The following is a 20303-nucleotide window of genomic DNA, read 5'->3' as shown; positions in this document are numbered from 1 at the left end:
GATCCGGCTGAACATTTAATTCCAAGACTTCACAATCTTTCATATTGCACAAAATATAGATTGAGCGATAAAGCTCTTTACCTACATTCCCTTTCAAGATCTTAAATCTGTATTTCGGTGTCCAAACTATGTGGTATTTGCAACGCCAATATACATGTGATGAACTTCTATAATCGCCCATGTTTTTAGTTTCCTCTTACTTGTGGTGAATAAGAGGTTTACTTCTAGCATGGGCACTCCTTCGGGCAATAGCCCCAAGGTTGAATCACCACCGCCCAAGGCGGTGGTTTAGGGATGACAACAAAAATGCCGTTCACTCTTAAGTGAACGGCATTACTCATCCGAGAGCCTTTTTATCATCTTACGGCCTTGAACCTTGCATTTATTGGTATCTGCGTTGTTTAACGCTATACTCAGCCGCCTATTCTGCAGTTAGTGATTCACATGTTTGATATTCTTTATACTCACAACGATTTTCTCATCATCAACAAGCATCCCAATGTTTCTGTGCACAAAGATGATGGGGATACAATGCTGCTGCAAGAAGTGGGTAAGGTTTCAGGCGATGACAAGCTCTACTTAGTTCATCGGTTGGATAAAATGACGTCCGGCATTTTATTGCTTGCCCGCCATCAAGCCGCGGCTAGTGAGTTATCTAAAAACTTTGCAGCAAGGGAAGTCGAGAAATTCTATCTTGCCATTGGCAGTAAAAAGCCTAAAAAGAAACAGGGTTTGATCAGCGGTGATATGGAACGCTCTCGACGTTCGTCGTGGAAGTTAGTAGCGACACAAAATAACCCTGCAGTAACGCAGTTTTTTTCCTGCTCTGCTGAGCCGGGTGAACGTCTCTTTTTATGTAAACCTTTTACCGGAAAAACCCACCAAATTAGGGTTGCTTTGAAATCACTCGGCTCTGCGATTGTCGGTGACCCGATTTATCATTCTCATGATAATTCTGATAGAGGCTATCTACACGCTTTTGCGTTACGTTTTTGCTATCAGGATCTGTGGTATCAATTTATCTGCGACCCACGCAATCAAGTAGCGATGGGGCAGAAATGGAACTCAGACATTGTTAGCCAAGGGATTGAATCTTGGTTAACACCTTGGAATCTAGTTTGGCCGAAAGTAAACAAATGACAGAACAAACAATGCAACGTTCAGCGCTTTCTCACTTTTTTACCCATATTGAGCAGCAGCTCTCCTGCAATACAGGTGAAATTCGCCGCTTATTTCATGGCCGAGGTCGTCAGTGGCCAGGTCTAGAACAGCTCACCTGTGACTGGTTGCAAGGGCAGTTAGTCGTCAACTTATTTAAAAATGTCGAAGAGGACTTTCTCGCGGAGTTAAAAGCGGGTTTGTCGCACCTAACAACCCGTCCGTTATGGCTAGAAAAGCAAGGTCGTTGTGTCTTACTTCAGCATCGATATGCCGATGGCGCGCCTTCAGAAACAGTATGGGGAGCGTTAGAGCCATACCCTGTGGTGGTCGAAAATGGCTTAAAGTACCAATTGAGCATTGGGCGTAACCAGAATTTCGGGCTGTTTTTGGATATGCGCTACGGCCGTGAGTGGGTTTCATCTCACGCTAAACATAAAAATGTACTGAATCTATTTGCCTATACTTGCGGTTTTTCAGTAGCAGCTATTGCTGGTGGTGCTGACCAAGTTGTGAATGTCGATATGGCCAAAGCATCACTGGCTAAAGGCCGTGAAAACCATCAATTAAATGGCCACAATCTCAATTCAGTGAAGTTTCTTGGACATGATATTTTCAAGTCTTGGGGAAAAATCAAAAAATCAGGGCCATATGATTTGATTATTATTGATCCTCCTTCGTTTCAAAAAGGCAGCTTTGCGCTGACTAAAGATTATCAACGTATCTTACGCCGTTTACCAGAGTTGTTAGAACAAGGCGGCGAAGTGCTTGCATGCGTTAATTCACCAGCCGTAACCTGCGACTTTTTAATCGAAGGGATGAAGGTGGAAGCGCCATCACTTACTTTTCAAGCTCGCCTAGAAAACCCACCAGAGTTTGAAGATATTGATCCGCAAGCCAGCCTGAAAGCACTGATTTTCTCCTAAGTAGAATGGAGACTAGGTAAGATCACGCCATAATAAAGTTGGTTATGGTGTGATTTCTCCCGACTTCAGGAATTATTAATTTTGCAAAATATGTTCAATCGGTGAGGGTTTAGAATAGATGAATCCTTGGATAAGATACACAGCACGAGTAGCAAGATAATCAACTTGGTCTCCGCGTTCAACGCCTTCAGCAATAATTTCAATATTAGCTTCTTGTGCTGAGAGAATAATGGAATTGAGTACCTTTATTTTTAAGTCGTCAGTTCCAATCGTATCAATAAACATCTTGTCTATTTTAATACAAGAAATACCAAGATTTTGTATATATGAGTAACCACCGTAGCCTGTCCCAAAATCATCAATTTTGAACTTATAGCCTTTTGCCATAAGATGAGATAGTGCCCTACCTGCATTTTCAATATTAATAAATGGCGTTCTTTCTGTTATTTCAAAATGAATCTGTTTGGTGGTCGGCCAATTGAGTTCTTTTAGTGTTTCTGCTAAGCCACCACTTTCAATGTGGGCTGGCACGATATTGATACTCACCCATTGCTGCACGTCGAATTGTTCTAAATCATCAATTACTTTTCTTATGATTTGATTCGTTATCTGGATGATTAAACCGGATGTTTCCGCCGGACCAACGAACTCATTTGGTGGAACCATCTCTTTGCCTTTGCACCAACGAACTAAGATCTCATAGCCAATAACTCTCTCTTCTCGGCTATCAAGAATGGCTTGGTAGTAAGGGATGAATTGTTTATCTTTGATGCCTTTAAGAATTAATCCTTGAATTGAGTTTCTATAATTTCTGAACTTTAAATAAAAAACAGATAATAAGATGCCAATTGCTAGCGCAATGGGATAACCCCAATGTATTAATTGGTAGTAAAGATATTGCTTGAATTCTTTACCAGCAGAGAGTGTTTCTTGAATATCAAACTCTTTTATGGTGTAACTAATGGTTGTGATGTGGTCTTGGTAAGCAATCTCTTTATTGCCTCGACTCATTCTCAATCCATTTAAACTAGGCGATAAATAATGAAAATTTAATAAAAAGCAATTTATACAATCACCTTTTAATATCTCTTCTTGCCAGCTACTGTCTAATATCCAAAAAATTCGATTACCTTCTTTTTGATAATAAATAAGTAGCTCTTTTTCTGTATTAAAAAGTGCGGGAGTGGTGGACATGTAAAACCCTGAAGAGAGGTCATAGGCTTTCAACTCATCCGAAAGTTGTAATGGGAAACCGACAGTCGAGCAGCTACGCCCGTCTTTGTTGACAACCGCGATCATTCTGATAAATCGGTTGTAGTACTTGGAATCACGAATTAATGACATATCGCTTGCTTGGCATTCATAATTTATCTGAGCGACTTGATCTAAAATCATATTATTTAAGTTCTGAGCTCTATTGGCCAAGTAAAGATTGACGGTATCGAGTTTGTTTTCCAGCACATAGCGTGTCAATGGATTGATTAATATCGGGATGGCTAACGAAAAAATAAGAGTCGGGATCAGAAAGAGTAAGATCGCTATTTTAACGGGTCTGGTCAAAGTCATCAATGCAACCTTAGGCATCGTTATGCCACTGCGCTAGTAAGTGCGCAGTTTAGCATGCCACTGGTTCAATTGATGAGAATTTCGAAGAGTTATACGATTACCCAATGTATTACATTATCTGGATTTGAAGCCGTAGTTCGAAGCCAAAAGTGATAGCGTTAATCATGTTTGTATTCCTGACGTGAATGAGTGGTAGAAAGTGTATGAAATCCAGAATAAATGCGAGTAATGGTGGTGAACCAGCATGCGCAGCCGAATAGATAAGCTATCAAGGCAAAATGTTGGGGAAAAAGACAAAACAGGACGAAACAAGCAATCGTTTCCGTACCCTCAGTCAAGCCTGACATGTAATACAGTGATTTATTTTTGTAGATAGGGCTGTGGATATTTTGCTTGCTGGCCATCACGGCGAAGGCAAGAAAGCTGCTTCCCGTACCGATAAAAGAAAAGATCAAAAAGGCGCCAGCTACCGCATTGTGCTCAGGTGAAGCCAGCACAAAACCAAACGGAATGAGCGAGTAAAACAGAAAATCTAAACTGATATCGAGAAATCCTCCCGCATCGCTGACCCCCTGAATTCTTGCCAACGCACCATCAAGGCCATCCGCTATTCGGTTTAGTATGATGAAAATTAATGCCAGCGTGTACTGCGAGAAAGCAAGTGCAGGAAATGCACAGCAACCTAAAGCAAAACCCCAGAGTGTCGTTTGGTTCGCTGTAATGCCTAAGCGATGAAGCCCTTGAGCTGTTTTCTCTAGTGGCCAACGAATGATTTTGACACTAAATCGATCAAGCATGTGCGCTCTCCCATGAGCAGGTTAAAATGCGGCTGTTAGGCGGAACATCGTCTTTATCGTGCGTGACCATCAAGGTCGGAATGCCTTCGGCGACCAGTTGATTGAAGACCCAATCCCTAAATTGGATCCGCAGTGCTTTATCTAACTTACTAAATGGTTCATCCAATAGTGCCAGTTTAGGTTGAGCCAGTAGCATGCGAGCCAAGCTAATACGTGCTCGCTGCCCCCCAGATATCTGTTCTGGGTAAGCATTGGCAAGATGTTCGAGAGAAATTTTCTGTAATGCTTTTTCTGCTTGAGACTGCCGTTCATGGCCTTTTACCGAGTTGGGTAAGGCAAAAGCCAAATTTTGCCAAACCGTCAGATGTGGGAAGAGCAGATCATCTTGAAATAAAATACCGACTTGCCGCTGATGTGCAGGCCGCAAAGTGATGTCGACATCGTCCAGTATGACTCTGCCTTGGAAGCTAAAATTCCTCCCCAAATGACCCGCAATTACATTAAGTAGCGTTGATTTTCCGCAGCCGCTCGGCCCCATTAAGCTAACAATTTCACCTGGGGAGATGGTGATATTTAAATCCGATAAGAGAACGTCACCATTTTGTTTATGGATGGCGAGGTTTTCGAGGCAGAACGTCATGAGTAATGGCTTCCTTACGGGCAGTTTTTTTAACGATAGGGTTCATGGTACGGCGATGAGTTTGCAGGCGGCTGATCACAATCGCCAAGGTGAAAAAAATTAAAGGCAGTAGGGCTTGCCAAATGGCATAGATGGCGGTGACTCTGCGGTCAAAGCCACTCGAGAGCGCAACGGCTTCGGTAGTAATAGTAGCGATCCTTCCTGCGCCGAGCATCAAAGTCGGCAAATATTGCGCTAAGCTCACACTCATTCCAACCGCTGCCGCGTAAACGATGGCTGGCAAGAGTTGCGGCGTTTTAATTTGCCAAAATACTTGCCACGGCGTTTTTCCTAAACTTAACGCTGCTTTAGTCAGGTTTTGATTGTAGCTTTGCCACGGGCCATCCAACGCAAGGTAGACAAAAGGAAAGGCGAAGAATACATGTGACCATGTAACCCAAAGCCAATACTGATCGCTGGCTAAAAAGAGTGTGGCGATCTGCATGCCAAATAACAGTGAAAGTTGAGGAATGAGCATTGGCAAGGCGATCAAATAACTGGGTAAATGACGCTGATATTTGAGCTTATACTCATGAGCGAGTAGAGATAACACCAGCGCAATCACAGTGCTGAATAGCGCTAATTGTACGCTTTGATAAATGGTTGGTGCGATATTCAACCATTCGTTGTCCCAAAAACGGGCACTGAACTGGCTGGGCCATAAGTCTGGAAAGCGCCAACGTTGTGCAAAACTCCAAATCACCATTAAAGGCAACATCAGCAGAGATAAGGTAATGATGAATAAAAACAGTGATTTTCCTGGCAAGGAAAGCGCATAGCGGCCTGAGTATTGCCAGCGTTTGTAGTGTTGCGTCGAACACTTTTCGATGAAGAGAACGATCAATAACATGGCGCTTGCAAGTATAAACAACAGAACGGCGCCAGCGGCGGCGCGAGGAATTAAGGCTAAGTTAGGGTCACTAAACCACTGCCATACCAATACTGCAAACGTTGGTGGATTATTGGGGCCTAAAATGAGCGCCAAATCGACAACGGATACGCCGTAGGCAATCACGGCAAAGAGGGCAAACCGCAGTTTATTTAACCACTGTGGGAAGATCACTTTTAGCCATAGTTGGGGTTGAGAATAACCCAGCGAAGCCGCTGCTTGTTGCAGTTTATCAATGTTTAATTGCTGCAAGATGGGGATGCTCATCAGCAGTAAAAAAGGAACTTCTTTAAGTGTTAACGCTAAGGTTAACCCGACTGCGTAAGGGTTGCGTACTAAAAGTGAAGCGCCATCTCCCATGAATGAGGTTCCAAACAGATGATACAAAAGGCGATCCATCATGCCGCTTGGCGAGAATAAAAAAGCAAAACCAATGGCAAAAGCGACGTGAGGCATAGCCAGTAGCGGTGACAAAGCGTTCTCTACTTTTGACCAGTAACGGCTGTGCCACAATGATTGCAATATAGCAAAGCAGATCGCCGCGGCGAGATAGGTACTGATTAACGCAGAACCTATGCTAAGTAGTAGAGATTGCCCGACTCCCGACCATTGTAAAATGGCGATGTAGCCATCTAGAGAAAAGTGGTGCAAGCCAACGGGAGGAATATAGCCCAATGAGGAGAGTATGACCCCAAGTAGGCCGGGAACAACTGGGGCAATACAGATGACAATAATCAGCAAATAGCTTGCTCTAAACATCGGGCTTTATCTCAGTCTCTTTAGTGGCCGTAGCGTTGTTGCCATTCGGCTTCAAGCGCCGTTTGCCAGCTTGGATGTGGCTCGGCGATTGATTTAAACAGCTGAGTTTTCTTGGCGCTGCCACTTAAGAACTCATTTTGTAATACCGATGGATCTCCCCAAATGGAAAGATCCCCTTTACGAGATTGTGCTTCCGGACTGAGTAAGAAATTGATCGCAACCAATGCGCCTTCTTTGGCGCTCGCATTCCAAGGAATGGCGAGAAAATGAATGTTAGAAAGAGCCCCTGTTTCAAACGCGTAGGAGCGGGTAGAGGCCGCTAGCGTTCCATTTGCTTGAGCGGAAAAAACAGCATTGGGGTTAAAGTTGATGGAAAGATCAAGCTGACCATTATCAAGCAATTGCAGCATTTGAGCGGAACCGCTGGGAAACTGCTTGCCTTGACGCCAGGCCACAGGATGAAATTCATCAAGATAGCGCCAAAGAGGTGCTGTCACTATGGCAAAATTTTGTTCATCCACAGGCTTAGACAGTGCAACATCGTTCTCTGTTAGTTCAATCAATAAGGCTTTAAGGAAACTGGTGCCATGAAACTCTGGAGGACGAGGGTAACTAACACGATTCGGAAACGCCTTTGCGTAGCTCAACATTTCTGAAAATGAACGGGGTGAGTTATTGAGCTTTTCCTGATCGTAAATAAACACCAGTTGTCCTACACCCCAAGGCGCTTCAAGGCCAAGAGTCGGCTCTGAAAAATCTTGATCGATCGGCAGTGAGGAATCAACATATTGCCAGTTAGGTAAACGCTCCGTAAATGGACCATACAGTAAACCATTATTTTTCATGGACTTAAAGTTTTCACCATTAATCCATACTAGATCGACACTGCCATTATTATTTTTAGCGGCCGCCTTTTCTGCAATAAGCCGTGTTGTTGTCTCGGCAATATCGGTCACTTTCACCTGTTTTAACTCGATACCGTAGCGATCTTGAAGCTCGTTGCCTGCCCAGCGGATGTACTCATTAATCTCTTGGCTTCCTCCCCACGCGTGAAAGTAAACGGTTTGTCCTTTAGCTGCATCTGTGGTTTGTTGCCAAGTTTGCGCTGACGCGGAAAGTGCGAAGGCACACGTGCAGAGTAAGGTGATGAGCTTTTTCATAATTATCCTTAAAGATCGCTTTATTCAGTGACTTAGTGAATAGACCGGAGATATTTCCATGTTCATTCATTATGAACGAAAAAAAACAAAAGATCTGAATTGGTAAGAAAAAGCAGAAGTTGCAGATAGGTGAATGATGTGTGAGGTGGTCTACGGAAATGGCAGCCTGATAGAAAAGACTGCCATGAGAAGAATGACTGAAATTAATTTACCCAATCACGCAAAGTAAAGGTGAGCGTGTGAACCTCATTTTTAAGCGTTAGGCTATCTTTGGTCAGATTGATCTCGCTCCAATCTGACAATGTTTGAGAAAACGCCTGCTCGGTATCCATGACATCACCGATACACATCATCATGGTCATGCCCATTTTTTCGATGCGGAATTTGTTGTCTTTTAGCTCGGCTTGCCCAAAAAAGTTATTACAACCTGCGTTACCGCTAGCCATCATCTTTTCGCCGATTTCTAATCGCGGTGCTTTTTGTTTGTCATTATTGACCACGTCCTTGCCATCAATTTGCACCAGTTGCCAATTGTGATGCTGCAAATCTTGAGCGGTGATGCTTTCTACATCACCATTACTTGCACAGGCACTCACCAATACAGGTAGAGAAATTGCGGCTAGCCATTTTTTTGAACTAAACTTCATCGTATTAGACCCCAGAATTTGGAAAACGCGCACAGTATATAAAATTGAGTACTGTTTTTGTCAGTATAAGGTGATTGTTTTATATACGTCACAGTTTGCAATCAGGAAGTGACACACGTTACTCTTATGTGGCGGACATTAAATTGGAAAAATAATTGAGTAACCATGGAGCAACTCGAATTTTTTAAAGTGCTGAGCCCTTGTATCGGTGTATGTTCAGTTGATGACAAAGGTTATTGCCAAGGCTGTATGCGTAAAAGGGAAGAGCGTTTTAACTGGCTCTCAATGACTGCTGCGCAGCAACTGCATGTCATAAAATTATGCCAACAGCGCTATAAGCGGAAAAAACAGAAACAACAAGCGCAAAACAAAGCAGATTCCGAGCCAGAAACGAATCCGCAGCGCGATCTGTTTTAATCAATTACTTCATTCCCCAAAAATCACTGACCCAACCACCAACATGTTCATCAAAATGATTACCGTGAAAACGTTTATTCACATCGGGTTGTTCCATGTTGGGTTTTTCTGTCAGAAGCTGTTGAATATAGTTCGCCATTGGATCCGTACGTTGGTGCCGCGTTACAACATCTTTTATCAGTTGTAATCGATAAGTGGAACTTGCGCGTTTCATTTCTATAACCTCCATTGTTGTGGTAACCAATAGAAAAAATAGAAGCGATCCAGTACAGCGTCAATCAAAGATCTGCTTAAAATTCGCTCAATTTTATGATTAAAAATTAACCGCCTGATTTGGCTCGATTAAAGCTCTTTAAGCCATAGAATCTATTTAAAGAGAGATCGATCTCGAAATTTTGTGATTGCTTTTTAGTGTTGCAACCAAATGAGCGGCCCCATCACATAAACATATTTATAAAATCAATAATATCCACTCTGTTTTAATGAAAGCCTGTTTATACGTATGAGTATGTTATGAAACTAAAAATTGTTACTAGCGCAATACTTGCTTCTATTGCCGCTTCTTCTTTCGCTGCTGATGGCGATATTCATCAGGTTACCATTCTTGGTACTTCCGATATTCACGGGCATTTTATGCCATGGGATTATGCTGCTGACAAACTGAATATGCAGGGGAGCCTAAGTCAAATCGCCACCAAGGTTAAACAGATACGAGAGCAAGATAAAAACGTTATTTTAGTGGATGCGGGAGATACGATTCAGGGAAACTTTGTTGAAACGTTTAAGCATGAAGCCGTAGACCCTATGATGCTCGGTTTTAATGAGATGAACTACGATGTTTGGGTGCTGGGTAACCATGAGTTTGATTTTGGTTTATCGGTATTAAATCGCTCCCTGACACAATTTAAAGGCCGAGCGTTAGCCGGGAATATTCAGAGGCCCGATGGCAATCCATTCTTACCCGCCGCAACAATTATTGAAAAAAATGGCGTCAAGATCGGTATTATTGGGATGGATACTCCGATGACACAAGTGTTTGCTGAAGGCACTAATCGCCTTGAAGGCATGAGCTTCACTAACCCAACACTTGAAGTAAAAAAAGTGATTGGGCAGATAAAAAATGATGTCGATGCGATCGTTTTGGTTGCGCACATGGGGCTGGATAACGAAAACGACATCAAAGATACGGGCGTATCTGATATTGCCAATGCTAACCCAGAAATCGATGCCATTGTTGCTGGCCACATGCACACTAAAATTGATAAAGCGACGGTAAACGGTGTCATCATTACCGAGCCTGACAAATATGGACGCGTTTTATCTCGAATCGATTTCCAATTTGAAGAAAAGGATGGCAAATACACGCTCGTTCATAAAGACAGCTTCACCTACCCTATGAAAGGTGTTGATTCTGATTCGAAAATGGAAACGCTATACGCACCTTATCATCAACGCTTACGAGAAAATGCCAATCGCGAAATTGCGATACTTGACGGAGTCGACTTGGTTCCTGATGATGAAATACGCGGTATCCCTCAAGTGCATATTCAAGATACCGGCATCAGTGCGCTGTTTCAGGAAGCCAGTTTTTTCTACGCGCCAAAAGCAAACGTGATCGCACTGCAAATTGATAATGACCAAGCTCAACTTGATACTGGCCCCATCAAAGCAAAAGATATCGCGTTTAACTATCAATATGCTGGTGGTGAAATTACGGTTTACCAAATGACCGGCAAAGAGCTGCGCACCTACATGGAGTGGGCCGCTGGGTATTTCAATTCCGTCTCGCCAGGCGATGTGACTTATAGCTTTGATCCAAAGCGGCGCGCATCGAAATACTCAACCAATGATTTTTTTTCGGGTGTCACTTACACCATTGATCTTACTCAACCTGCGGGTAAGCGAATTAAAGATCTGCGTTTTGCTGGTGGACAACCGATTGATGATACTAGTGATATTCGGTTGGGTATGAATAGTTACCGAATGGGGCATTTGACGCAGAAAGGGGGTAGCCTTGAAGGGCGGTCATTCCCGATTATTTTTGACTCGGAAGCGGAATATGGCGAAGAGGAAGGAACTATTAGAAACCTAACGATCCGCTATCTCACCCAAGAGAAGCAAGGCCGCTACGAAGGGAAACTAATGCAACGTTGGAAGCTGGAAGGTTTGCAAGGGTATGAATCGGAACGTGCCATCGTGAAAGCTCTAATTAATAGTGGCCAAATTGATGTACCAAGTAGTGATGATGGGCGTTATAGCAATATCGCCTCGATCAATGTTAAAGCACTGCTCTTTACCAATAAGGCCGCGGCTGAAGAGGCGATCAATGCGCGTATTTTGCAAAGTAGCCAAGCTTCTGATGCTGAAAAACAGCGTATCAATCGAGAGATTGTATTGCTCAAGGCATTGAATGCTAATGTTTTAGATTAGCTAAAGTTTTAAATTAACGGTTAAGGCTCTGACCAAAAGTCAGAGCCTACTACTTTAACGACTAACTCATCAATAACCAGAATCCAACGCCTATCATTAACGAGCCGGAAATTCGGTTCATTAGACGCACATTTTTTGAATGCCCTAGAGCTCGTTTTAAACCTTTGCCACCTGTTGCGTAAAGTGTCATGCAGACAAATTCTGAGACCATGATAATGGACACCAGCAGTAACAGTTGAGGTGCAAGTGGTGCTTCACTATTAATAAAAGGCGGAAGTAGGGAGATCATAAACGCCCAGCCTTTAGGGTTAGCAATCGCGGTCACAAAACCTTGCATGACAAGATCCCAGTCTTTGTTATGGGGAGTGACTTGTGAGTCGCTACTGAGGGCAAGCTTGCCTTTTGAACGCCACATCTGAATGCCTATATAGCCAAGATAGATGGCACCGATGGTTTTGAATCCGGTAAAGAGCCAAGGGTAATTGAGCATAATCGAAGCCATCCCCAAAACGGCTGCGATGGAAACGAACGCCACACCGACGATCTCTCCCATCATCATCCATAAAGTTCGGCGATAACCAATACTCATCCCAAGACTCAGTGCCAATGTCATGCACATACCTGGAGTAATCGAAACAAAAAAGAATGTTGGTATAAATGCCAGAAGTAAAGTACTGCTCATTAATCAATCCGTGTTGAGAGACAAGAGCTCTAGCATACACATTAATTACAATCTTCACTATTTCACTTTGCTGTGCAATTGACGACAGTGCTACTTACGGATTGAAACTAATAAAGATGACCGTTTGGGATGATGAAGCATAGATAGGATGCACAGAGATGAAAAAGCCGCATTGCTGCAGCTCTTTCGTTGTTATGACTTACTTCTTACGATTTTTTAGTCGATTCATCATGTTCAAACGACGTTCTGCTGAGGCTTGATCCGGTTTTTCGTCATTTGGGTTGTTACGACGGCCTTGGCGATCTTTGTACGCCGCTTTTGTGTGAAGTTTTTCAATGTAGGCATCACGCTGTTTAGGCTCATAACCAGGCTGTTCAACACGGCGGATGCGTTGCTGGATAAGGTTTTCAACCTGAACAACAGTCAACTCTTCTTCGCGGCTGACAAATGAGACAGCATGTCCCTGTTTGCCAGCACGACCAGTACGACCTATGCGGTGTACATAATCTTCGGCGAGAAATGGCATGTCATAGTTAACCACGTGCGGCAGGTCGACGATATCTAAACCACGTGCAGCCACATCGGTCGCAACCATGACACGCACTTTGCCTTCTTTAAATTCTTCAAGAGCGCGTCGACGTGCACTTTGTGCTTTATCGCCATGACATAGCACGGCCTTGATGCCATCCAGTTTTAGCTCTTTAACCACTTCATTAGCCGTCTCTTTATAGTTCACAAACACTAAGACTTGTTGCCAATTTTTGCGGCCAATCAGCTCAGACAGCAGTTCCGTTTTACGCTCTTGATCGACAGGGTAAACCACATGCGCCACTGTTGCGGCCGTGGTATTGGCACGATCAGCATTAATGCGTTTGGGTTTGCGTAAAATATCACCTGCCAGTTGGTTAAGCTGAGTGGATGTAGTGGCCGAGAACATCATGATTTGCGGTGAGGTTTCTACTTCCAGCATGATTTTACGCACGGGATTGATGAATCCCATATCTAAAATTCGATCTGCTTCGTCGAAAACCAAAAACTCAAGGTTGGCGAGTGAAACATTACCTTCACTTAAATGTTCTTCTAATCGGCCTGGGGTCGCGACCAAAATGTCCACACCCATTTCAAGCTGACGAACTTGAGAAGACATTTTATTTCCACCGTAAACAGCAGCGACACTGAGTTTGGTGTACTTGACGTAGTCTTTAATGTTCTGGGCAATTTGTGCCACTAATTCACGCGTGGGTGCCAAAATTAAGCCTCGCGCTGTTTTAGGCGAAGGTTGCTTGCCGCTATCTAACAGATGTTGAATAACGGGCAGTGCGAATGCTGCGGTTTTGCCTGTGCCAGTTTGCGCCGTTGCAAAAATATCATGCCCTTTACGAGCCTCGGGAATGGCTTGTCGCTGAATGGGGGTAAGTTTTTCATAGCCGCATTCAGTAAGCGCTTTAACAAGTTCAGGTGCAAAACCTTGAGATGAAAATGACATTTAACGGGTTCCTTAAGCAGACAGCCTACAGTTCTTAATTTTAGCCGTGCACTATATAGGATTTAGAGTGATTTATCTCACGTTTATCGTGATCAGTGATAAATTTCCTACATTATTGACCAATTGTATTTGAGTTCACAAATGAGATGAATTGGTGATTCATAGCGGTTGCCTATCTTTCTATTATGTTTTTACTTCAGAAGCCGATAATAAATGGTAGACTCTCAACACTTGCGTAGCATCATGATGACGCAGAAGTAATTAACCTTGATAAAGGATGCATAGACGCCATGGACAATGCAGATTTTGTACAGAAACGGCAATATTACCGCTTAAAGTATCCAAAGCGGGCAAGACCTACCGTAAAAATTGATGATCAGCTATTCCATGTCTGTGAAATATCAGAGCAAGGCATTCGTATTTCAATGCCGAGAGTGACTACCTTATATTGTGGTCTATCGATGTCTGGTACGGTGCAGCTACGCAGCAATAATACAGTCAAAATTGCAGGTCAAGTACTGCGCTTTCAACAAGATGAAGTCGTGGTTCAACTATCCAATGGTCCTGCTTTTAAGCACATGGTTGAAGAACAGCGTTATATTCGCCAAAGATACCCGTCTTACTTCTCGTCTTTACGTTCTGCTTAAATCAAAAACTGTCTGCGTTGAAACGAGCGGTGCGTGCTTCTGCGATTGTGCAGTGCGTAATGTGCATAAGTTCGGCGAGAGTGATTGATGGGTTTTGTTTAACAAGCCTTACCAACTTGGCTGATTTGGGTTCAAGCTGTTCCTGATATTCTGCCAGTTTGTCTTTGAGTCTCGTTATTAAAAATTGCATGACCAATGAATCAAGTTCTCTGAGCCGATTTGCCAATAATTCAAGTTGCGTTATCTCACCACTGATTTGCCAATTTCTGGAACGTCGTATTCGTTTCAGGTTGCACTGATATTCTCTCGCCAGCATTTTTGCTTTTTTCGCATTTTCTCCACCAAGCCGATGAATCAATGAGGGGAGGGAAATCGTGATGATCATAATAGCCATGTTCTTGTTTGAATGACTTTCCGTTATAACACGGTCTTATAAAACGGTGAAACCCCGATAGTTGGTAGCTATCGGGGTTTCGAATTTTTAGATTTCTCGGATGGTAAGGCCGATCATCTTTATGCAAAAGGTTGGATTTTATCCAACTAATTCCTTGGTAGGAAATTAGATGCGGATGAAGTCCATGTGCTCAACTTTTGGCTTGAACACGTGACGTTGAACGTCTTGTGGCTTAACTTTTACTTCTGCGCCATCAATTACTAGAGTAATTGCTTCGTAGAATTCTGGTTTGTCCATTTGGTTGATCACGTCAGAATGATCCAGTGCGATAGCAACTGGCGCTGCTTCACCACCGTAAACAACTGCTGGGAATTGGCCCGCGTGACGTAGGCGGCGGCTCGCACCTTTACCTAGTTCAGTACGTACTACTGCTTCGAATTTCATAGTTTTTACACTCAAATTAGTAAAAATAAACTTCACATCTGCAATGCGACCTTGCTGATGTGGTATAGCTTTGATAGTGAATCAATGATTACTAACAAAACGAGCGCGGATACTAGCACTCTATCTAAGATGGGGCAATAGCAAATCCCTTGCAGCATCGATTTATTGCAGTGTTACGAAGGACCGTGACAGTCTTTATTGTTTAATGTCGAGTTCGATTTCGTCCATTAAACCGAACGAAAAGTTAGCACCGCTTTTAACCCCCCCATGGTGCTAGTCGATAGGGTTAGCGTACCGCGATAACTGTGCGCCATTTCACTGACAATATTCAACCCAAGCCCAGATCCAGAGGTTGTTTCGTCTAAGCGCACGCCACGCTGTATCGCTTTGGCCAGATCTTGCTCAGCAATACCTGGGCCATCGTCTTCGATGTGGATTTCTACCCAGCCTTCTTCTCGATTTTTTGCGTGAACTCGAACTAAAGAAGCTGCCCATTTGTAGCTATTTTCCAGTAGGTTGCCGAGCATCTCGTCGAGATCGGTTGGGTCAACGGCAACCTCTAGATCAGAATCCAACTCATTAACTAACGTGATTTCACGCTGTGCGTAAATTTTGTCAAATGCCATAGAAATAGCATCTACCCGTTCGCTTGGATTGGCTTTTACCGCAAGAATATTCATTGAGCCAGCCATGCGCGCGCGGCCTAGATGGTAGTCAATCTGCTTTTGTAACTGTTCAATCGGTGTTCTGAGTTTCTGCTGTTGTGCGAAATCAAGATGATCGATCTCATTGCGCAGTACAGAAATCGGCGTTTTTAAAGCGTGAGAGAGATTGCCTGCATGATTACGTGCACGTTCAAGCAATTCTTGATAGTGGAATAACAGTGCATTCAAATCATTGACTAACGGAAAGACTTCTTTTGGGTACTCGTCACTGAGACTGGCTTGTTGACCTTTGCGCAATGCGGCCAGCTCTTTTTGCATTTTCCCTAACGGCCGTAATGACCAACTGACTTGCAAGCCAATCAGCACCAATACACCACTGAAGAGCAGACCTAGTATCATCCACAATTGGCTAATTACGCTGTTTAAAGTGTCTTGTAATGGCGCTTCATCAAGACCGATGGTAATGGTGATAGGAGAAGGGAAGTCTGGTAAGTAGATGATTTGTTCAATGACGATCAGTTTTTCATCTCTTGCGCCTTTGACGATGCTTTTCAAGCCATGTTTTTCGCTGATAAGGCGCTTATCCCACAATGAGCGAGAACGAAGCGATTGATCATGGCTTGAGGCCGTCCAATAAAGGCCGCTGTAGGGTTGGCTAAAACGAGGGTCGGAAAGGCGCGACGACAGCACTAGATTCCCTTGCGGTGTCGCTTCCAAGTTCGCCGTGATTTCATCCATCGCTAAGCGTAGCTGACTTTGCACATCATTGACTAGGTAGTCTTTGATCAGTGTGGGAATGCCAATTCCCGCAGCTAAAATCATGGTACCTAACCAAAACGTTGCCGCGAGCAGTAAACGACTTTTTAAACTGAGGCGCTTTAAGGCCGAGGTTTTATTTTGCATTAAGCTGGTATCCCAGTCCTCTCACGGTTTTGATAATGTTGTTATTGATTTTTTTACGGATGCGGCCAATAAACACTTCGATGGTGTTGGAGTCTCTATCGAAATCTTGTTTGTAGATGTGTTCCACCAGTTCAGTCCGTGAAATGACTTTGTCGGCATTGTGCATGAAGTAGGCAACCACTTTGTATTCCAGTGCCGTCAAGCTCACCGCTTGACCTTGCCACATCACTTTAGAGGTTCGAGTATCAAGGCTTAAGTCACCGATTTGCATCACAGGGGAAGCGTTACCTGATGCTCGGCGCAGTTGTGCGCGGATACGAGCGGTTAATTCCACCATCTCAAATGGTTTGGTGAGGTAATCATCCGCTCCTGCATTTAAGCCCTCGACTCGTTGAGTCAAACCGTCTCTTGCACTGAGGATCACAATGGGCGTATTGATGTTTTCATCTCGAATGCCTTTCAATACGGTGAGCCCATCGAGCTTGGGTAAACCGAGGTCGAGCACAATCACATCCCACTCTTCTGATGTAGCGCGATAGAGTGCATCAATGCCATCTTGTGATAATTCAGGCACCCAGCCGGTCTGTTCAAGCGCTTCTACAATTTGTTCCCCAAGACGAGGATCGTCTTCGACTACCAATATTTTCATGGTTATTCTCTATTTTTTGATGATGTCGCGCAGGTTTCTGCCACGAATAGCCATTAGTTCTAATGTGCTTGCATTATATTCTACGCGGATAACTCGGTTGTCATGCATCAGTTTTAATTCGTAGACCCATTCACCATCATCTTCATCTAACTCTACTTTGATAACTCGGCCATTGAGTTCTTTATCTATCGTGGCATAAAGCTCAGACAATGGATGAATTAAACCTTTTTGAACTGCCGCGTAGACCTCGTCTTGATCCTCATCAATCTCTACCTTGGTTCCTGGCTTATAAGTGTCTTGAACCCAATCGTGTACATCACTGCTTGCAGCTAAAGTGGGTAAGGATAATGATGAGAGCAGCAGTAAGCGTGCGAAAGCTTTACCCTTTTTGAACAACATGTTGCGCCCCCCTGTAATAAGATGAACAGAGTATAAATGACCTTACATGAATAGAAAGTGAATCATCGGTTTTGTAGCTCATCTTCAAAGATCTTATCGCGCATTTTCCAAAATCGTCCCACTTTTCGCGCAATGACAAATTGTGGTGGACGAAAACGGTGTTGATGAGCCACCACTTTGCTTGGTGAAGATTGATCAAAAGGGCGATGCTTATCGGCTAGGTGTGGTCGCACAAATTGGTCGTGGAACACCTGTTTCTGTTTCTTGGTGGTTAGTGGCCAAAATTCGTGGACTTGCGCATCGTTCTCACCACGATAGGTAACGCGCAGTTGCGCTTTTCCACTTGCATCTTTATGTACATTCAAATCCATTTCGATACATTCAAAAACCAATGCATCTTTGAGGTTGAGTGCTTCTTTGAGCTTTTTATCAGGGTCAACCAGTGTTGCGTCACATTCATGGCAGATACGTGCGGCGATATCGTTGTCAGCCCCGCACTCACCGCAATATTTTGCTCTAAAACGGTAACCACAGTGTTCTCGTTCGCCACTTTCTTCGTCTGTAAAATAGCCTTGGCAACGTCGACCATAGTGTTCAAGCAAAAAACCAGCGGCATCGAGTTTACCCCAAAAGTTGTTATTAAAACCGCAGGCCGGACAGGGAATGGTAATAATTTCACTGTTGGGATCGGGCTTTGGCTCACCGACTTCTGGTTGATAAAGGTCATAGTTATTGCCCGCATAATCCAATACCAAACATTCGGTTTTTCCTGCAGATAAGCGTAGCCCACGCCCGACAATTTGCTGATATAAACTGATGGAATCGGTGGGGCGTAAAATCGCAATCAGGTCAACATGCGGAGCATCAAAACCTGTGGTCAATACCGACACGTTAACTAAGAATTTGATTTGGCGCTGTTTAAACTGCTTGATGATGGTGTCGCGCTCAGGGGTCGGCGTGTCACCAATGACGATGGCAGTTTCGTTATTGGGCAGTAATTGCACAATTTCTTGGGCGTGGCGAACGGTGGCCGCAAAGATCATTACTCCCTGTTTTTGCTGTGCTAGTTGGATGATTTGTTGAACAATCTGTGGTGTGGCACGTTTCGATTGCTCAATCACCATGTCGAGTTCGGCTTCTTTGTAGCGCCCGGTATTGGCGGGTTTTAGCTGCGAAAAATCGTAACTGAGCACGGGGGCATCAACCATTCGCGCTGGCGTTAAAAAAGCTTCATCGAGCAGATAACGGATCGGTAGCTCAAAAATACAGTCACGGAAGAAGCGAGGCTCCTCACTGCGCACTTGGCCGCGAGTGTGGTATTGATAAATCCAGCCCATGCCTAAACGATAAGGCGTAGCGGTTAACCCCAACACTTTAATCCCCGGGTTGAGCTCGCTTAAATGGGTGATCACCTTTTGATAGCTACTACTTTTCTCATCCGGTACGCGGTGGCATTCATCAATCACCAGTAATGAAAATTGATTTTTAAAGGCATCTAAATTACGCACTACGGACTGTACCGAAGCAAAGACGACCTGTTGATCGGTCTCTTTTCGTCCTAAACCTGCCGCAAATACCGCGCCTTGCAAACCGTAGCCCTCGTATTTGGCATGGTTTTGCTCTACCAGTTCTTTCACGTGCGCTAGTACTAAGACTCGTCCTTTGGCAAGCCTTGCCAGCTCAGCAATAACCAAACTTTTTCCTGCCCCCGTCGGTAGTACAATTACGGCGGGCGTAGTGTGATGACGAAAATAGTGGATCACGGCTTTGACCGAGTCCGATTGATAAGGACGAAGTGTGTACATAACTCGCGTTGTCTCTTGTTGAACGCTGGATAAAAACAGTGAAATAGATCAACTATTTCATTTTAGCTGCGTATAATACCTGACTTGATTTAGATGAGGTAATCATGCGGTTAGATAAATTTTTGTGTGATGCGTTAGGTGCTACACGTAAAGAAGCCACCAAGATCATCAAAAGTGGTGATGTCACAGTAAATGGTAAGATGCAAAAAAGTGGTTCATTGCAGGTGACGCAGGAGTGTGAGGTGGAGTGGCAAGGTCGTGAGTTAATCTTGCATGGCCCGCGCTATATCATGTTACACAAACCCGCTGGCTACGTTTGCTCACATGAAGACGGCTTCAATCATACGGCATTTATTTTGCTCGATGAAGTTAATGTTCAAGACTTACATTTTGCAGGACGTTTGGATGTCGATACCACAGGTTTGGTTCTGATCACCGATGACGGTCAATGGTCTCATCGCATTACCTCGCCAAAACACAAATGCGACAAAACCTACCGTGTCTGGCTTGCAGACCCTATTGAAGCGAATTATGTCGAACAATTCTTAACGGGTATTGAACTGCGTAATGAGCGTGAGCCAACCTTGCCTGCGCAATTGGAAGTCGTCGGTGAGAATGAATGTTTACTGACCATTCATGAAGGCAAATACCATCAAGTTAAACGCATGTTTGCTGCTTTAGGCAATAAAGTGGTTGGCCTTCACCGTGAGCGCATTGGTCATATTGTGCTAGATGAGGCACTAGAGCCCGGTGAATACCGTTATTTGACTGACCAAGAAGTGGCTTCTATTGGGGCTTGAA

Annotated in this window: 22 protein-coding genes; 6 read left to right on the top strand and 16 right to left on the bottom strand. The window is 43.9% G+C overall.

The annotated features are described in order from the left end of the window. Positions 1-181 (bottom strand): IS200/IS605 family transposase (gene tnpA, locus AACQ42_RS06120; RefSeq protein WP_141195638.1); only part of this gene is annotated, 181 nt, incomplete at its 3' end. Between the two features lie 263 nt (positions 182-444). Between tnpA and AACQ42_RS06115 the strand changes: the two genes are divergently transcribed. Then, positions 445-1140: a TIGR01621 family pseudouridine synthase gene (locus AACQ42_RS06115; protein ID WP_094165851.1), complete on the top strand. Its 696-nt coding sequence runs from the start codon at positions 445-447 to the stop codon at positions 1138-1140. A gap of 11 nt (positions 1141-1151) precedes the next feature. Further along, positions 1152-2084 carry a class I SAM-dependent methyltransferase gene (locus AACQ42_RS06110; protein WP_176429688.1) on the top strand — a complete coding sequence of 311 codons (933 nt, stop codon included), beginning with the start codon at positions 1152-1154 and terminating at the stop codon, positions 2082-2084. 75 nt (positions 2085-2159) lie between these two features. Here the strand turns inward: AACQ42_RS06110 and AACQ42_RS06105 are convergent, their stop codons facing one another. The 6 genes from AACQ42_RS06105 to AACQ42_RS06080 form a co-directional block, all read right to left on the bottom strand. Next, the gene (locus tag AACQ42_RS06105; protein ID WP_094165849.1) at positions 2160-3650 is read right to left on the bottom strand and encodes an EAL domain-containing protein; all 1491 of its coding nucleotides are present in this window, start codon (positions 3648-3650) and stop codon (positions 2160-2162) included. 158 nt (positions 3651-3808) lie between these two features. Further along, positions 3809-4447: a CDP-alcohol phosphatidyltransferase family protein gene (locus AACQ42_RS06100; RefSeq protein WP_094165848.1), complete on the bottom strand. Its 639-nt coding sequence runs from the start codon at positions 4445-4447 to the stop codon at positions 3809-3811. Continuing rightward, on the bottom strand, positions 4440-5087 hold the full coding sequence (locus tag AACQ42_RS06095; protein WP_094165847.1) for an ATP-binding cassette domain-containing protein: 648 nt from the start codon (positions 5085-5087) through the stop codon (positions 4440-4442). Before AACQ42_RS06095 ends, AACQ42_RS06100 begins: the two co-directional genes overlap by 8 nt. Next, a complete protein-coding gene (locus tag AACQ42_RS06090; protein ID WP_094165846.1) occupies positions 5053-6774 on the bottom strand; it encodes an ABC transporter permease in 1722 nt (573 codons plus the stop codon). The genes AACQ42_RS06095 and AACQ42_RS06090 overlap by 35 nt, the downstream gene beginning before the upstream one ends. A 20-nt stretch (positions 6775-6794) precedes the next feature. After that, a complete protein-coding gene (locus AACQ42_RS06085; protein WP_094165845.1) occupies positions 6795-7934 on the bottom strand; it encodes an ABC transporter substrate-binding protein in 1140 nt (379 codons plus the stop codon). 203 nt (positions 7935-8137) lie between these two features. Then, positions 8138-8581, bottom strand: coding sequence for an META domain-containing protein (locus tag AACQ42_RS06080; RefSeq protein WP_094145810.1), 444 nt, complete (start codon positions 8579-8581; stop codon positions 8138-8140). A 165-nt stretch (positions 8582-8746) separates the two neighbouring features. On the opposite strand from AACQ42_RS06080, the gene AACQ42_RS06075 reads away from it, so the two are divergent. After that, on the top strand, positions 8747-8998 hold the full coding sequence (locus tag AACQ42_RS06075; RefSeq protein ID WP_013857474.1) for a DUF1289 domain-containing protein: 252 nt from the start codon (positions 8747-8749) through the stop codon (positions 8996-8998). A 4-nt stretch (positions 8999-9002) separates the two neighbouring features. Here the strand turns inward: AACQ42_RS06075 and AACQ42_RS06070 are convergent, their stop codons facing one another. Then, a complete protein-coding gene (locus AACQ42_RS06070) occupies positions 9003-9212 on the bottom strand; it encodes a hypothetical protein (RefSeq protein ID WP_176429687.1) in 210 nt (69 codons plus the stop codon). A gap of 299 nt (positions 9213-9511) precedes the next feature. Here AACQ42_RS06070 and AACQ42_RS06065 point away from each other — a divergent pair, with 299 nt between their 5' ends. Next, the gene (locus AACQ42_RS06065; protein ID WP_094165843.1) at positions 9512-11428 is read left to right on the top strand and encodes a bifunctional metallophosphatase/5'-nucleotidase; all 1917 of its coding nucleotides are present in this window, start codon (positions 9512-9514) and stop codon (positions 11426-11428) included. 61 nt (positions 11429-11489) lie between these two features. Here the strand turns inward: AACQ42_RS06065 and AACQ42_RS06060 are convergent, their stop codons facing one another. Together AACQ42_RS06060 and AACQ42_RS06055 are read right to left on the bottom strand one after the other, a co-directional pair. Then, positions 11490-12110 (bottom strand): LysE family translocator, encoded by a 621-nt coding sequence (locus AACQ42_RS06060; protein ID WP_013857026.1) that lies wholly within the window; start codon positions 12108-12110, stop codon positions 11490-11492. Positions 12111-12309: 199 nt separating this feature from the next. Further along, positions 12310-13596, bottom strand: a complete 1287-nt coding sequence (locus AACQ42_RS06055) for a DEAD/DEAH box helicase (RefSeq protein WP_026027722.1) — start codon at positions 13594-13596, stop codon at positions 12310-12312. Between the two features lie 290 nt (positions 13597-13886). On the opposite strand from AACQ42_RS06055, the gene AACQ42_RS06050 reads away from it, so the two are divergent. Beyond that, positions 13887-14243: a PilZ domain-containing protein gene (locus tag AACQ42_RS06050; RefSeq protein ID WP_017046184.1), complete on the top strand. Its 357-nt coding sequence runs from the start codon at positions 13887-13889 to the stop codon at positions 14241-14243. 1 nt (position 14244) lies between these two features. On the opposite strand, the gene AACQ42_RS06045 is transcribed toward AACQ42_RS06050, so the two are convergent. The 6 genes from AACQ42_RS06045 to AACQ42_RS06020 form a co-directional block, all read right to left on the bottom strand. Continuing rightward, complete coding sequence (locus AACQ42_RS06045; protein WP_064625078.1) at positions 14245-14637, bottom strand: ribosome recycling factor family protein; 393 nt, start codon at positions 14635-14637, stop codon at positions 14245-14247. Between the two features lie 165 nt (positions 14638-14802). Continuing rightward, positions 14803-15081 (bottom strand): 50S ribosomal protein L25, encoded by a 279-nt coding sequence (rplY, locus tag AACQ42_RS06040; protein WP_010318386.1) that lies wholly within the window; start codon positions 15079-15081, stop codon positions 14803-14805. A 227-nt stretch (positions 15082-15308) separates the two neighbouring features. Beyond that, positions 15309-16649 carry an ATP-binding protein gene (locus AACQ42_RS06035; RefSeq protein ID WP_094150171.1) on the bottom strand — a complete coding sequence of 447 codons (1341 nt, stop codon included), beginning with the start codon at positions 16647-16649 and terminating at the stop codon, positions 15309-15311. After that, positions 16639-17298 carry a response regulator transcription factor gene (locus AACQ42_RS06030; protein ID WP_010318384.1) on the bottom strand — a complete coding sequence of 220 codons (660 nt, stop codon included), beginning with the start codon at positions 17296-17298 and terminating at the stop codon, positions 16639-16641. The genes AACQ42_RS06035 and AACQ42_RS06030 overlap by 11 nt, the downstream gene beginning before the upstream one ends. A 9-nt stretch (positions 17299-17307) precedes the next feature. Beyond that, the gene (locus tag AACQ42_RS06025) at positions 17308-17697 is read right to left on the bottom strand and encodes a PepSY domain-containing protein (protein WP_010318383.1); all 390 of its coding nucleotides are present in this window, start codon (positions 17695-17697) and stop codon (positions 17308-17310) included. A gap of 62 nt (positions 17698-17759) precedes the next feature. Further along, positions 17760-19502, bottom strand: coding sequence for a DEAD/DEAH box helicase (locus tag AACQ42_RS06020; protein ID WP_094165842.1), 1743 nt, complete (start codon positions 19500-19502; stop codon positions 17760-17762). 104 nt (positions 19503-19606) lie between these two features. Between AACQ42_RS06020 and rsuA the strand changes: the two genes are divergently transcribed. After that, positions 19607-20302, top strand: a complete 696-nt coding sequence (rsuA, locus tag AACQ42_RS06015; protein ID WP_064625086.1) for a 16S rRNA pseudouridine(516) synthase RsuA — start codon at positions 19607-19609, stop codon at positions 20300-20302. Position 20303: the final 1 nt, after the last annotated feature.

Origin of the sequence: Vibrio sp. V12_P9A6T4, from assembly GCF_963874835.1 — a bacterium.
GTDB lineage: Bacteria > Pseudomonadota > Gammaproteobacteria > Enterobacterales > Vibrionaceae > Vibrio > Vibrio anguillarum.
The sequence above is the reverse complement of the archived record's forward strand: the minus strand, read 5'-3'. Positions and strand labels throughout refer to the sequence as shown.

What these genes read in the sequence shown, in the direction of transcription:
- AACQ42_RS06105 (WP_094165849.1), bottom strand. Translation starts at nt 3,650, where the DNA reads ATGACTTTGACCAGACCCGTTAAAATAGCGATCTTACTCTTTCTGATC.
- AACQ42_RS06025 (WP_010318383.1), bottom strand. Translation starts at nt 17,697, where the DNA reads ATGTTGTTCAAAAAGGGTAAAGCTTTCGCACGCTTACTGCTGCTCTCA.
- rplY (WP_010318386.1), bottom strand. Translation starts at nt 15,081, where the DNA reads ATGAAATTCGAAGCAGTAGTACGTACTGAACTAGGTAAAGGTGCGAGC.
- AACQ42_RS06110 (WP_176429688.1), top strand. Translation starts at nt 1,152, where the DNA reads ATGCAACGTTCAGCGCTTTCTCACTTTTTTACCCATATTGAGCAGCAG.
- AACQ42_RS06030 (WP_010318384.1), bottom strand. Translation starts at nt 17,298, where the DNA reads ATGAAAATATTGGTAGTCGAAGACGATCCTCGTCTTGGGGAACAAATT.
- rsuA (WP_064625086.1), top strand. Translation starts at nt 19,607, where the DNA reads ATGCGGTTAGATAAATTTTTGTGTGATGCGTTAGGTGCTACACGTAAA.
- AACQ42_RS06045 (WP_064625078.1), bottom strand. Translation starts at nt 14,637, where the DNA reads ATGGCTATTATGATCATCACGATTTCCCTCCCCTCATTGATTCATCGG.
- AACQ42_RS06035 (WP_094150171.1), bottom strand. Translation starts at nt 16,649, where the DNA reads ATGCAAAATAAAACCTCGGCCTTAAAGCGCCTCAGTTTAAAAAGTCGT.
- AACQ42_RS06055 (WP_026027722.1), bottom strand. Translation starts at nt 13,596, where the DNA reads ATGTCATTTTCATCTCAAGGTTTTGCACCTGAACTTGTTAAAGCGCTT.
- AACQ42_RS06095 (WP_094165847.1), bottom strand. Translation starts at nt 5,087, where the DNA reads ATGACGTTCTGCCTCGAAAACCTCGCCATCCATAAACAAAATGGTGAC.
- AACQ42_RS06060 (WP_013857026.1), bottom strand. Translation starts at nt 12,110, where the DNA reads ATGAGCAGTACTTTACTTCTGGCATTTATACCAACATTCTTTTTTGTT.
- AACQ42_RS06020 (WP_094165842.1), bottom strand. Translation starts at nt 19,502, where the DNA reads ATGTACACACTTCGTCCTTATCAATCGGACTCGGTCAAAGCCGTGATC.
- AACQ42_RS06100 (WP_094165848.1), bottom strand. Translation starts at nt 4,447, where the DNA reads ATGCTTGATCGATTTAGTGTCAAAATCATTCGTTGGCCACTAGAGAAA.
- AACQ42_RS06070 (WP_176429687.1), bottom strand. Translation starts at nt 9,212, where the DNA reads ATGAAACGCGCAAGTTCCACTTATCGATTACAACTGATAAAAGATGTT.
- AACQ42_RS06115 (WP_094165851.1), top strand. Translation starts at nt 445, where the DNA reads ATGTTTGATATTCTTTATACTCACAACGATTTTCTCATCATCAACAAG.
- AACQ42_RS06075 (WP_013857474.1), top strand. Translation starts at nt 8,747, where the DNA reads ATGGAGCAACTCGAATTTTTTAAAGTGCTGAGCCCTTGTATCGGTGTA.
- AACQ42_RS06085 (WP_094165845.1), bottom strand. Translation starts at nt 7,934, where the DNA reads ATGAAAAAGCTCATCACCTTACTCTGCACGTGTGCCTTCGCACTTTCC.
- AACQ42_RS06090 (WP_094165846.1), bottom strand. Translation starts at nt 6,774, where the DNA reads ATGTTTAGAGCAAGCTATTTGCTGATTATTGTCATCTGTATTGCCCCA.
- AACQ42_RS06065 (WP_094165843.1), top strand. Translation starts at nt 9,512, where the DNA reads ATGAAACTAAAAATTGTTACTAGCGCAATACTTGCTTCTATTGCCGCT.
- AACQ42_RS06080 (WP_094145810.1), bottom strand. Translation starts at nt 8,581, where the DNA reads ATGAAGTTTAGTTCAAAAAAATGGCTAGCCGCAATTTCTCTACCTGTA.
- AACQ42_RS06050 (WP_017046184.1), top strand. Translation starts at nt 13,887, where the DNA reads ATGGACAATGCAGATTTTGTACAGAAACGGCAATATTACCGCTTAAAG.